Origin of the sequence: Acinetobacter sp. VT 511 (genome assembly GCF_001077515.1) — a bacterium.
Lineage (GTDB): Bacteria > Pseudomonadota > Gammaproteobacteria > Pseudomonadales > Moraxellaceae > Acinetobacter > Acinetobacter schindleri.
Genome location: NZ_LFRE01000117.1, coordinates 38172 through 51739, shown reverse-complemented (window position 1 = coordinate 51739; position 13568 = coordinate 38172). Strand labels below are relative to the sequence as shown.

At 43.4% G+C, this 13568-nt stretch carries 11 protein-coding genes; 2 read left to right on the top strand and 9 right to left on the bottom strand.

Features of this window, described 5'->3' with window-relative positions:
• Positions 1-51: 51 nt before the first annotated feature.
• Positions 52-846: a CocE/NonD family hydrolase gene (locus ACS72_RS16295; protein WP_048882735.1), complete on the bottom strand. Its 795-nt coding sequence runs from the start codon at positions 844-846 to the stop codon at positions 52-54.
• A gap of 562 nt (positions 847-1408) precedes the next feature.
• Between ACS72_RS16295 and otsB the strand changes: the two genes are divergently transcribed.
• Positions 1409-2260 (top strand): trehalose-phosphatase, encoded by an 852-nt coding sequence (gene otsB / locus ACS72_RS16290; RefSeq protein ID WP_228156221.1) that lies wholly within the window; start codon positions 1409-1411, stop codon positions 2258-2260.
• Positions 2227-3657, top strand: a complete 1431-nt coding sequence (locus ACS72_RS16285) for a trehalose-6-phosphate synthase (protein ID WP_008303539.1) — start codon at positions 2227-2229, stop codon at positions 3655-3657. Before otsB ends, ACS72_RS16285 begins: the two co-directional genes overlap by 34 nt.
• A 31-nt stretch (positions 3658-3688) precedes the next feature.
• Here ACS72_RS16285 and ACS72_RS16280 read toward each other — a convergent pair whose 3' ends face one another.
• The 8 genes from ACS72_RS16280 to betA form a co-directional block, all read right to left on the bottom strand.
• Positions 3689-4921, bottom strand: coding sequence for an MFS transporter (locus ACS72_RS16280; RefSeq protein WP_048882733.1), 1233 nt, complete (start codon positions 4919-4921; stop codon positions 3689-3691).
• A 210-nt stretch (positions 4922-5131) separates the two neighbouring features.
• The gene (locus ACS72_RS16275; RefSeq protein ID WP_004809364.1) at positions 5132-5854 is read right to left on the bottom strand and encodes a glycosyltransferase family 2 protein; all 723 of its coding nucleotides are present in this window, start codon (positions 5852-5854) and stop codon (positions 5132-5134) included.
• Positions 5851-6459, bottom strand: coding sequence for a class I SAM-dependent methyltransferase (locus ACS72_RS16270; RefSeq protein WP_048882732.1), 609 nt, complete (start codon positions 6457-6459; stop codon positions 5851-5853). The genes ACS72_RS16275 and ACS72_RS16270 overlap by 4 nt, the downstream gene beginning before the upstream one ends.
• Positions 6440-7234, bottom strand: a complete 795-nt coding sequence (locus tag ACS72_RS16265; protein WP_048882731.1) for a PIG-L deacetylase family protein — start codon at positions 7232-7234, stop codon at positions 6440-6442. The genes ACS72_RS16270 and ACS72_RS16265 overlap by 20 nt, the downstream gene beginning before the upstream one ends.
• Entirely contained in the window at positions 7222-8220 is a 999-nt protein-coding gene (locus ACS72_RS16260; RefSeq protein WP_048882730.1) for an acyl-CoA dehydrogenase, read from the bottom strand. The genes ACS72_RS16265 and ACS72_RS16260 overlap by 13 nt, the downstream gene beginning before the upstream one ends.
• A 242-nt stretch (positions 8221-8462) precedes the next feature.
• Positions 8463-10664, bottom strand: coding sequence for an OsmC domain/YcaO domain-containing protein (locus tag ACS72_RS16255; protein WP_048882729.1), 2202 nt, complete (start codon positions 10662-10664; stop codon positions 8463-8465).
• A 341-nt stretch (positions 10665-11005) separates the two neighbouring features.
• The gene (locus ACS72_RS16250) at positions 11006-11776 is read right to left on the bottom strand and encodes a hypothetical protein (protein WP_048882728.1); all 771 of its coding nucleotides are present in this window, start codon (positions 11774-11776) and stop codon (positions 11006-11008) included.
• Positions 11777-11905: 129 nt separating this feature from the next.
• A complete protein-coding gene (gene betA / locus ACS72_RS16245; protein ID WP_048882727.1) occupies positions 11906-13561 on the bottom strand; it encodes a choline dehydrogenase in 1656 nt (551 codons plus the stop codon).
• Positions 13562-13568: the final 7 nt, after the last annotated feature.

Genomic DNA, 13568 nt, shown 5'->3' with positions numbered 1-13568 from the left:
AATTTGTATTTATATCTACTAACATTCCCAGCAGTTAACCCGACTTATATTTTAAAAGCTAATTTTGAAAACAAGAATGATTTGATGGTGAGGCTTTGCCTTCAGCAAATTCTGAATTTTATCCAGCCCTAGAGTAATACCATTCACTGGATCAGTTTGAATCGCATCAACTGGTAATGCGCCAAGCAAGCCAACCCGACTCATCCACAATAGGATAAAGTTGGTATTAAACTGCCCGTCATTGTATAAAATATCACGCTCACCATCACCAATTGATACCATTGGAAATGCGGCTTTTAATGCCGGATGCTGGGTAGATGCCCCCAGCAGACTGGTAATACCTAGATAAGAAACACCATAGAGACCAATATTGCCATTTGACCATAACTGTTTGCCAGCCCAGTCAATAATTTCAAAACTGTCCTGCTGTTTAATGCCATCAAATGCCTGCCATACCCCTTCTGAAGAACCGGTACCATGTACATCTGCAGCTACTGTGGCATAACCACGGCCTACAAACTCAGGATTCGGGCCGCCTGCCATATCCGCAATCTGGCCTGCAAGGCCTGTATTGTAGAGTGTCTGGATTAAAATCACTGGATGTGGTTTAGTAAAATCGGGTTGTTTATTCTGATCAGCTGGCAAGGTAACACGAATTGCGATTTTGGTACCATCACGCATTTTAATCCACTGTACAGGCAAAGTGACCATATTGGGATAATCATAATCGCGAGTGTAATTACTCCATTGTGCATCTGAATTTGTGAGTAATGGTCGTTGAACTTGACTTTCGAACTGTCGTGTTCCTAATTTAGTATTTTTTAATGTAATGGCAGGTTGTGTCATGCCTGTAGAGTCAGTAAAAGATTGTGGTTCTAGGTAACTTAAATCTGAAGTGACTTGCTAGGGGGAGAGTTTTATTGACCACACCCGCGGTCACTGCAACCACAGTGACCGTCGCTGCCATGGCAGCATAAAATTTATTGAGAGCTTAATTGCTTATATCCTAATTATTATGATGATGCATTCCTCGATCAATGAGCCGTGCATTTTTATCTATGCTCATAGTTTTTAGTAAGTTTGCTTTGACAAAATGATCTTCTTCTCTCTGTTTTTCTTTTTAGATCACTTCTTAACACTGCATTTATAAACTGACAATGCTCCTTGGGTGTTATAAAAATTCTTATACAAAACTATGCTTATTCATATCTTGATAGATTTTTGAAATCTCTGATTGAGAGAGAATTTTATAAAAATGTGATTTTCAAGACATTTTTACAAGATATTGCAACGTTACAGTAGATAGGTGAAATGTATTATTCATTATAGGAATAAGCAGATCCCAGATCTTGACATGTTATAAAAATAATCAATGCATCAAGAGACTGTAATTTATTACACCCTAACAATGAAAACTACAAATGCTGTTCTAGATTCTATTTATCCCGAGATAGCGAAAAAGCTGGATCGGAGAGCTAAATATAATTCCTTACCCTGTATTTTATTTTTAGACATTGACGGTACACTTTCAGAATTTCATCCAGATCCTGAACAGAGTTTTATCCCCTCTTCTACCCTAAATAATATTGCACAAATCCAGCAATTTTTACCTTTATATCTGGTTACTGGACGTTCTATCGAGCAAGCACAACGACTGATTCAGCCTTATCGCTGGAATATTATCGGATCACATGGCGTAGAGCTGCTACAGCAAGACGGTATAGGTCGAAAACTTTTTTATATCAATCACAAAGAACTTGAACAACTCAAATCTAGTGTACTTGAGCAGCAGCATAAATGGCAGCCGATCCGGGTAGAAACTAAAACCCATTCAGTTGCCCTGCATTTCCGTGAACATCCTGAATATGCAGATCAGGCAAAAGCCATTATTGATAATTATCTTAAACAATTATCAAGTTTTGAATTAAAAAGCGGCAAATGTGTCTATGAACTGGTTCCCCACGGCTGCAATAAAGGTGCGGCAATCCAGCATATTTTAGAGGATCTTGAAGCTGAGCAGTTTTACCCCATTTTCATTGGGGACGATTTAACGGATGAAGCTGGTTTTCACATCATTAATGACTATGGAGGTATGTCAATCAAAGTTGGCCCAGGAGAAAGCGCAGCCAAAGCTCGTTTAGACGACGTGGCAGATGTCGGTTTTTTCTTACATGAATTTTTAACATCACTAAAAGCGTTAAAACAAGAAATGAAAGGAGAAAAAACGTGTCCCGACTCATTGTATTATCCAACCGTGTAACATTACCGAACCCGAATGCCACTCAAGCAGGTGGTCTTGCGGTTGCTCTAGAAGATGCCTTAAATGGTATAGGTGGCATCTGGATGGGATGGAATGGCAAAAAGACGGCGTATAGGCAGAATTCCTTTGACGTCCTGAAAGATCAGCAGATTGAATATCATACCTGTAGTTTCTCTGAAGCTGAATATCAGGGTTTTTACTGCGGTTTTGCGAATGGTGCACTATGGCCGCTAATGCATGACCAGAATCAATATATTGATTACTCAGATCAGGATTACCGGATCTATCAGGATGTCAATTTCAAGTTTGCCCGCCAGTTGCAGAAAATTATCGAACCGGGTGACATGATCTGGGTGCATGACTATCATTTCTTAAGTGTTGCACATTACTGCCGTCAGTTGGGCATGCGCAATCGTATCGGTTTCTTCCTGCATATTCCATTTCCAGAGACACAAAAATGGAAAGATCTAGCCTGCAGCCAGCATCTTGCAGCGCATCTGGCACAGTACGACCTGCTTGGCATGCAAACGCAGCAGGATCAGAGAAACTGTTATGATTTCCTGAAAACTACATTGTCTCTAACTGCACATACCAACAATATTCTGCGTAATGGACAGCGTCAGGTAGAAGTAAAAGCTTATCCGATCAGTGTACATCCTACTGCAATCCAGCGTCGTGCGGGACAACTCACTGATACTGAACTGCCATTTGATTTCAGTTCATCACCTGATGTTAAACATATCATTTCAGTAGACCGAATTGACTATAGCAAGGGCTTATTACAGAAGGTGGATGCGCTGCGTCAATGTTTCCAGGAAACTCCTGAAATGTTGTCGAAAATACGCCAGTTTCAGATTGCCTGTCCTTGCAGACTGGAAGTTCCGACCTATGCCAATCTGTATCGGGATTTAAAACGAGGTGTCGATCAGCTGAATCAGGATTTCTCTCATACAGATCAACCGGTCTTTGACTGTCATTATGATGCTTTAGGCCATCATGCCTTGATGCGTTTATATCGCAAGTCGGAAATCTGCTGGGTCAATTCAGTACGTGATGGCATGAATCTGGTAGCGAAGGAATATATTGCTGCTCAGGATCCAGAAAATCCGGGCATTTTGATTCTGTCCAAATATGCGGGTGCTGCTGAACAGATGCGTGAAGCTTTACTGGTCGATCCTCATGATAACAACAGCATGATCAAAGCCTTAAAGCTGGCAGTGAAAATGCCGAAGTCTGAACGTATTGCACGTTATCAGGCGCTATTTCAAGGCCTGATAGACTATGACATAGTGCATTGGCGTGATTGTTTCTTAAAAGATCTTAAACATGTAAGTAGCCAGTATATTTACCAGCCACTTAGCAAGTCACCCTCTCACGATCTTTATTTACAGCATTAAATTGCTTTGATTTAAACAAAAAACACCAGCTTTATGCTGGTGTTTGTGTTTTTTCTGCTTCTGCCGCAGTTGCTGGAGCAGAAGTCAGCTGGTTCAGTACAGTAATACTGATCAGGCCAACTGCAATGATAAAGAATACCTGGCTTAGACCTATGATCTCGCTTCCGAATCCCACCAATGCTGGCCCAAGCAAAGAACCGGTATAAGCAAATACAGAAACATAAGATAAAGCAATATGTTTTGGTAATTCAGTTTGACGTCCTGCACGTGAGAACATCAACGGAACTATATTGGCGCTACCCAGACCCAGGATCGCATAGCCAATCAAAGCCACATACCACACTGGTGCAAATACCACAGTCAGAAGACCCAAACCTGCCAAAGTGGCACTGTACAGAATCGTGTTCTTTTCACCAAAGAAGCGAATAATCAAATGGCCACTTAAACGTCCTGCAACCATTAAAGCAGCAAAGCAACTGTAAGCTAGACCAGCTTGAGATGCTTGAACTTTAAATTGAGTATTCAGGTAAATTCCACTCCAGTCCATCGCTGCGCCTTCAGACAGAAAAGCGATAAAACAGATCAATCCCATGCAAAGAATTGCAAATGTTGGACGTGGTTTATGGGAAACCTTCTGAGTGTTATCTTCAGATTCTGTTGCTTCAGCTGCAGCTTCTGCTTTTAGACAGAATGGCACAGCAAATACCATGATCAGTAAAATGCTCATACTGATCACCAGTACACTTAAAGGCAGTGCAAGACCAAATGCCAGCATACTGGTCATACCTAACACACCTGCCAAACCACCCAGGCTACATACGCCGTGGAACAGTGACATCATGCTTTTACGTTGCTGACTTTCCAGTTTAATTGCCTGAAGGTTAACCGATACGCCGAGGGCGCCAGCGCTAGCACCGAAGCAGAATAAAGCGGCTGCCAATAGCAATTTAGTCGGGCTAAATGCCAATGCAGGCAGAATCATAACAAATGCAGCCAGTACCGTAGCAATAACGGAACGACAGCCGTAACGATGTGCCATACGACCTGCCAATGGCATGGCAATCATTGAACCTACGCCAGCGGCAAGCAATAGCACACCGAAATCCGAATGGCTCAAATTCAGACGTTGCTGCACCAGTGGAATCAACGGTGCCCAGGCAGCGGTACTAAAACCCAGAGCGAAAAAACATAGTGCAGTGGCAATACGTTGCCAATGACTACGTGGAAGCGCACGAAGAGAAGCAGGTAATAACGGAGCGTACATAGTAAGAACCAGTAAAAATTTCGGTGCGGTATCCCAAACCGTTGATCCATAGAAAAACCCCATGAACTTATACTTGAAATGTATTAGTTCACAGGGCTTAATTTGGATGAATTATAAGCAGTTTTATTTTAAATGGAATAGGTTTTAATCAAAAAAATCGGCCAAATTGTTAAGCCTATGATTCATTGAAAAATATAGTTTCAAAAATTTTCAAATAATTTTTCTCAGGCATTTTGTATTGGATTTGTTATCCTGATTTTGTCGTTCAATGCTCCATAAAAATTGTGAAAATCCTTCACGGACACGTGAAATCAGGCGACTGCTGGTTACCACTCTCAACTGGTTAGACCAGGTAATATGCATTCCCATTTTTTCCGCGCGTTTAACCAGATCTACATCTTCATGACATGGCATAGGTTTGAAGCCACCAAGAAGCTTATAACTCGATGCTTTAAAACAAAGGTTAGCACCATGAATATGCCGATGCCCCATATAATCCTGATAATGGTGCAGATATTTTTTTTGGGTAGCTAAACTTAAGTGCTCCCATTGCGCAATTTCAACGACTCCGCAAATCACATGTGTAGGCTGATGCAGCAGCATGGTCTTAAACCAGTCTGGATGTACTCTGGAATCTGCATCCGTACAGCAAATCCAGTCATAGCCTTGTTGGATCAAATGCTGTATACCGAGATCACGGGTTTTTCCTACACAACGATAGTTACAACTTATAGCTAAAACATTATAAGTGTTTAACTTTTCTGCTGTAGCATCAGTACAGCTATCCATCACGACAAGAATTTGAATTTGTATGCAATGACTTTGAGGCATGTCCTGATAAAATTTTTGGCGTGCCTGTTCCAATGCCTGCAGACAATGTTCGATTTCTTCTTCTTCGTTACAGGCCGGAATGACAACACCAATTTTTTTCATAACAATCCTTCCTGTACAGCAATCGAATTTACGTCATGTGTCCAGACATCCAGAAAAAAATCGGCATCCTGTAACTGTGTGTGGTGATAATAATGCAATCGCTGTTTTAAAATCTGATGAACCTGTTCTCCATTCAGACTAAAGCCTTCAATCGCATGTCGCCAGTGGCAGGCCACAATACAGCCTTGTGGACTGAGATGCGTATTCATCCATTCAACCAGTTGCAGCAGAATATTTTCTTCAAGGTAATATAGCATTTCGCTGGCAACAATCAGATCAAATTGCTGTGGTGGCAAATCCAGAGGCACAATCCCCTGCACCACTTTGACATGATCATGGATCAGGCGTTGATTCGCTAGCTGTATGGCGGTCGAATTGGCATCCATACACAGTAAAGCTTCGCATCGTTCAGCTAGCTCGGCGCTCAGTACTCCATTACTACAGCCAATTTCAATACCATTTTTAAATTTCGGATAAGGTAGTACAGCCAATGTCATATCGCGTTTGCGCTTCTCATACCAGCGCTGTTCATACTGCCAGGGATCGCCATTATTTATGCGATACAGCTCGGCGAAGTAGTCATGATTATAGATGGCCTTCGTCATCAATATAGACCTCCCATGGCTGTAAAAGACGTGCTAATGCGCTGCCCGATACGATAGCAGCTTTACCTGTACTGGAGTCCAGTTCAAGCTGGCTTTTAAAACATTGCATGGCTTCTATTTTACGCGCTAACTGCTTTGGGTTGAGTTCAAGTCTAAGGGCTTTATGCCAAGGAATACGACTATCTCCAGGACTGGCCCAATGCCAGGTCCAGATCAGCACCTGTAAACATTTTAAAGAATGCGTTGCTGCAAGCTGTTTGCTTACCTGACCTGTAATCTCATGATCAGGATGGCCATCATGTTCAAAAGTGGTTACCAGAATATCATTTGCTTGCAAATACGGTTTTAAAGCAGCAACCAACTGGTCACGTTGTTGCGCTACTTCACCATCCTGGATATTCAGCGCAATACGCTGTATCGATTGTTTCAGATCGAGAACGCCTAAAGCATTTATTGTTTCCTGGGGTCGGATATGATCCAGCTGCTCTGGTGTATATAGTCTGGAGTCGGGATGACTGGCTGTGCCATTGGTGACTGCAAACAGAACAATCTCATAACCCGCTGCATCCAGCTGCTGAATCAGTCCACCACAGCCAAGAACTTCATCATCCGGATGTGGAGCAACAATACAAATGCGACTATTTAGGGGAAATATTTTACTCAGTTCAAGCGCTTTTAAATGATGGAGCTGCTGACTCTGCTGCCATTCTTCTAGCGCTGTTCCTTCACCCTGAATAATACGGTCTTCAACGATTGGATGTTTTAAAGTGCCCATGTCTGTTCATCCTCCATCGTCAGTTGACCAATACACTGCAAATCAAATGCAGCATGGCTTTGCCGGATAAATACGGGCAAATCTGCTACACAGCGGGCAAAATCCGCCTCCTGGCAATATGGTGCTGCACCCAAGGCTTTACCACAAAGTTCCAGTACTGCCAGTGCAGAGTCTTCGACCTGGGCACGTAAAGCTCGGATCATTAGCTCATGATTATGCCTAGGGTCGGCATCAATCAATTTTGCAGCCTCATAAAATAGTGCACGAGTTGCATACAGCTTGCTACTGACCTCACCCAGATACATTTCTCTAAATGGATTAGTTTTATGATGCATGGCATGTTTTAAATAACCGGCCAGTTTGAGCGTTGCACCAAACCAGCAGGCAGCGACACCAGCCGCACCATGCCAGAATCCATGACGATCCAGATAATAGTTTGGCTTGCTGATGGTTTTGGCCTTGACCTGATTGAAGCTGACCTCAGCCGTGCGTGTATGTTGCATCCCCACGGCATGCCAGGCACTGGTATTGATCTGAATCCCATCCTGGGTCATATCTACCAGTAACAGTTGCGAGTGTTCTTCTTCATCCCGATAGGTCAATAAAGCCTGCTGTACCTGGCCGGCGGCTGAACACCATGGTTTAATTCCGGAAAGCAGATCATCTTCCAGCTGCAAAGGTTTAGGACCACCCTCTGCCGCCCAGATAGCAGTCAATCCGACAATCTGCTCAGGACCAGCATGCAGTTCATGCAGTATCGCCAGTACATCCAGATGCGATTCATATAGTTTGGCCAGACTCAAGTCTATGGCAGCAACCTGACTCAGGATCTGCCAGCGTTTTAAGGTCTGTCCTTCACCCGGGTATGGCACCTCCAGACTGTGTGGAATCAGCTGATGTAAAGCGTGATCAATCCGCTGCTCGGGATCAGTCGAAGAAGAATTAAATTCTACTTTTAATTGTTCGATCAGCTGTTTGAGGTACATTCATCTTCCTCATTAAATATCATTAAGATTCTTTTATCGGTTTCTTAAATATGAATAGCAAAGTGAGTATTTGACTATTCATTATGTAAATCACTGTTTATGAATTAATTTATGCCCAGTATTGGCGCAAAATACTGTAGCTTTTTGTCAGGAATTTGTCTGATTTGTAAATCTTAAATATTTAAAGCCATCAAAAAAACCGCCTATCTTGAGGCGGTTTTTTTGATGCAGCTATCTATGGATTACTGCTGGGCCACAAACTTGGCACGCGCTGCATGCAATTTCTTATAGCTGTCAATTAAACGTAGATGACGATCCAGCCCTTCAAGCTGCATGTTGGTTTCGGTCAAACCATAGAAACGGACTGTTCCTTCAATTGAACCTAAAACGGCATCCATACGGGCATCACCAAACATACGACGGAAGTTGTGTTCATAATCTTCCAGTTCCATTTCATCATCCAGAATGACTTCCAGAACGACATTCATGCACTGGTAGAACAAGCCACGTTCAACGGTATTGGTATTGAACTGCAGGAACTGCTCAACCAGATCTTTGGCTTCTTCAAATTGCTGCAAAGCCACATAAATTAGAAGTTTCAGTTCCAGAATCGTCAGTTGACCCCATTCAGTATTTTCATCGAACTCGATACCGATCAAGGTTTTGATTTCGGTATAGTCATCCTCATCTGCTTCTTCCAGACGCTCAACCAGTGCTTCCAGTTGTTCATCATCCAGACGGTGCAGATTCAGGATATCTTCACGGTAGAGCAAAGCCTTGTTGGTATTGTCCCAAACCAGATCTTCTACCAGATAAATTTCCGAATAGCCCGGTACCAGAATACGGCAAGCTGTTGCACCTAGATGCTGATACACCGCCATATAAACTTCATGGCCCATGTCTTCCAGAATTGTGAATAATTCTTGAGCTTCATCCGCATTCGAGTTTTGACCGTTATTAGTGAAATCCCACTCGACAAAATCATAATCTGATTTCGCGCTGAAGAAACGCCAAGACACCACACCGCTTGAGTCAATAAAATGTTCGACGAAGTTATTCGGTTCAGTTACTGCATTGCTGCTAAAAGTTGGTTTTGGCAGATCATTCAGACCTTCAAAACTACGGCCTTGTAAAAGTTCAGTCAGACTGCGTTCTAATGCTACTTCAAAGTTAGGATGGGCACCGAATGAGGCAAATACACCGCCGGTACGCGGGTTCATCAAGGTAACGCACATGACCGGGAACTGACCGCCTAGTGAAGCATCTTTGACCAGAACCGGGAAGCCCTGTTCTTCCAGACCTTTAATGCCTTCAACAATTTTTGGATATTTTGCCAGAACATGTTCAGGCACATCCGGTAGTGCCAGTTCACCTTCCAGAATTTCACGTTTTACCGCACGCTCAAAAATTTCAGACAGACATTGTACTTGCGCTTCAGCCAAGGTATTCCCAGCGCTCATCCCGTTACTTAAGTAAAGGTTTTCGATTAGATTTGATGGGAAATAAACGGTTTCACCATCAGATTGACGTACAAATGGCAGTGAGCAGATGCCACGTGCTTTATTACCAGAGTTGGTATCATAAAGATGGATACCCAATAATTCATCTTCAGGATCATAAATTTCACGGGTATGTTCATCTAAAACTTCTGCAGGTAGTTCGCCATTCGGACCTGGCTGGAACCATTTTTCATCTGGATAATGCACAAATTCGGCATTGGCAATATCCTCACCCCAGAACTGGTCGTTATAGAAGAAGTTACAGTTCAGACGCTCAATAAATTCACCCAAAGCAGATGCCAGCGCACTTTCTTTGGTCGAACCTTTACCGTTGGTAAAGCACATTGGCGACTGCGCATCACGGATATGTAGTGACCACACATTCGGCACGATATTACGCCAAGACGCGATTTCAATCTTCATGCCAAGGCCTGCCAAAATGGCAGACATATTGGCAATGGTTTCTTCTAGTGGAAGGTCTTTACCTGGAATAAACGTACTGTTTTCAGAAGCCAGACTTGGCATTAACAAGGCTTGAGCATCCGCATCAATACTTTCCACTTCTTCAATGACAAATTCAGGACCGGTTTGAATGACTTTCTTGACGGTACAACGGTCTATCGAACGTAAAATTCCTTGGCGATCTTTTTCAGAAATATCAGCCGGCAGTTCCACCTGAATTTTAAAAATCTGTTTATAGCGGTTTTCAGGATCAACAATATTGTTTTGCGAAAGGCGGATATTATCAGTCGGAATGTCACGTGCTGCGCAATAGACTTTGACAAAATAAGCCGCACATAAAGCTGAAGATGCCAGAAAATAATCGAATGGGCCGGGTGCCGAACCATCGCCTTTATAGCGGATCGGCTGATCGGCGATTACCGTGAAGTCATCGAACTTGGCTTCCTGACGAAGATTATCGAGATAATTGACCTTAATTTCCATGTGGATACCTAAATATTCTTATGTGCCGTCACGGACAGATAAGATGCTGAATCTGAATATACAAGCCGGTTCACGGAGGAGAACTTGAATGAAAAATAGAAAATGGTCAGGTTATACCATTTGACGAAGTGTCTGGATAACGCTGCCGAGAATGGGCGCTATTATAGAATTATTTTATGAAATTGATAATGTTTGTCTGAAATTCTGGCAGATTAAACCAGACCCTCAGTCGTTCCTGAGCCGCCAGAGCATGAATCCACTTCCAGTCATGGCTTATGCTATTAATCAAAGTTGCAGATAAGGCAGATTTTCACCCGCCTAGTCTGAATGATTTCATAATTTTAAAAATCATAACTCAGTGCAACTACTGCAAGATTACGCTGCTTGTCATCATAGCGGTCGTAACCTCCAAAGATATACTCACCTGACACACTCAACTGCGGTAAAAGCGCATAACTGAGTCCGGCAGAAGCATAACGAAAGGCAAACTGCTTTTCGGTATCGCCCAGTTCACCGCCCTCATATTTGCCTTCATCGTTAAAATAGCTTCCTGCTGCTGTAATGCTGGCATTGAAACGATCATTCAACTGATGGTTCAGGTTAAGCGTATAAAAAGTATCGCCCTGATTGGCATAAGCCACATCATACAGATAGGTCGATACACTGGCGCCAATACTGGTCTGATCATTCAATGCACGACTTATATTTAAACCTAGCTCATTTCCGGTAGTATGCTTGCCGCCCGGATAATAATAGGTTGCGTTCCATAGATCCCAATCATAATTTTCGCTGCTATGGGTATAACCCAGCAGAAAGTTATGCTCGAATTTGTCTGAACGATGTCCCTGACGCCCCTGCACTTCTGCATAAGAGTATCCAAGCGTAGATCCCCAATATCCGACATAAAAATTACCATAAGCCAGATTCAATGCAGCCTGTACAGCAACGTCGTCATTTTCAGGCGCATTGGTCAAACCGCGGGAGACGTATTTGGAGACCACACTCAAGTTTCCGCTTGCTTCTATTTGTTTTACTTCCGCATCATCGGCATAACAGTAAAAACTTGAAACAGCAGCACAGCCAAACAGCACTGTTTGATTGAATATTTTCATAAAATATAAATTGTATTAAGCAAAGCCGGAGATAAAACGAAAGCAGTCGAGATTTTATCTCCGTTTTGGGGAAAAAATTGAAATTCGTTTTACTCCTGCTTTACTAGACGACAGGAATAAAACCATGATTTAAGCGCGAGGCGCCTTGTAAAAAGGTGCAGATGAAGGCGCAAGAGCAGGCTTGCCACGAATATGGTCTGCCAGTTTTTCAGCGATCATAATCGTAGTTGCATTGAGGTTGCCGGTAATGATCAAAGGCATAATCGAGGCATCAATCACACGCAGACTCTGCATTTCATGCACGCGTCCATAACCATCGACTACCGCCATGTCATCTTCACCCATTTTACAGCTGCAAGAGGGATGATAAGCCGTTTCTGCATGCTGACGCACAAATTCATCAATCTCGGCATCGGTCTGTACCTCTTTACCTGGACTGATTTCTTCACCGCGATAAGGATCAAGTGCCGGCTGCTGCATAATTTCCCGGGTGATCCGGATCGCATCACGGAACTCGCGCCAGTCCTGTTCCGTACTCATGTAATTAAACAGGATACTCGGATGCTCGAATGGATCTTTGGATTTAAGCTGAATACGGCCACGCGACGGTGAGCGCATTGAGCCAACATGAGCTTGAAAACCATGCTCGTGAATGGCATTGGTGCCATTGTAGTTAATCGCAATCGGTAAAAAGTGATACTGAATATTCGGCCATTCAAATTCATCTGAAGAGCGGATAAAACCACCTGCTTCAAACTGGTTACTAGCACCAATGCCCTTACCCAAAAATAACCATTCTGCCCCAATCATCGGCTGGTTATACCATTTCAAGGCCGGATATAAGCTAACCGGTTTTTTGCACTTATATTGCAGGTACATTTCCAGATGGTCTTGCAGGTTTTCACCCACGCCTGGCAAATCCTGAACCACCGGAATATCCAGACTTTTTAACAGTTCAGCCGAACCCACACCAGAACGTTGCAGGATTTGCGGTGATGCAATTGCACCAGCACAAAGTAGCACTTCACGATCGGCAAACACCTGAATCGGCTGCAAGGTATTTTGCCCCTCGAAATACTCTACACCTATCGCCTGTTTCTGGTTAAACAGAATTCTATTGGTCATGGCGTGGGTAATAATCGTCAGGTTGTCGCGACCTTTGGCCATATCGAGATAACCACGTGCTGTACTGGAACGACGGCCTTGCGGTGTCACAGTTCGATCCATAGGACCGAAGCCTTCCTGTTGGTAACCGTTCAGATCATCGGTACGTGGATAACCGGCCTGTACACCCGCTTCGATCATGGCATGAAACAGTTCATTATTGCCCTGTTTAGGCGTTGCCACCGAAACCGGTCCAGAATCGCCATGATAATCATTGCCACCAATATCACGGCTTTCCGCTTTTTTATAATATGGCAGACATTGGGCATAGCTCCAGTGCTCAAGCCCCTTCAGGCTGGCCCACTGTTCCAGATCCATGGCATTACCGCGAATGTAGCACATGCCGTTAATTAACGAAGAACCGCCTAGGCCTTTCCCGCGCCCGCATTCCATCCGACGGTTATTCATATATGGTTCGGGGTCGGTCAGGTAGGCCCAGTTATAACGGCGTCCCTGCAAGGGATAAGCTAAAGCGGCTGGCATCTGGGTTCTAAAATCCAGCCGATGATCCGGACCACCCGCTTCCAGCAACAAGACTTTGATCTCTGGATCTTCCGTTAAACGCGCTGCCAGTACATTACCCGCAGAACCTGCACCAATAATAATATAGTCGTAATTCATTCATCCT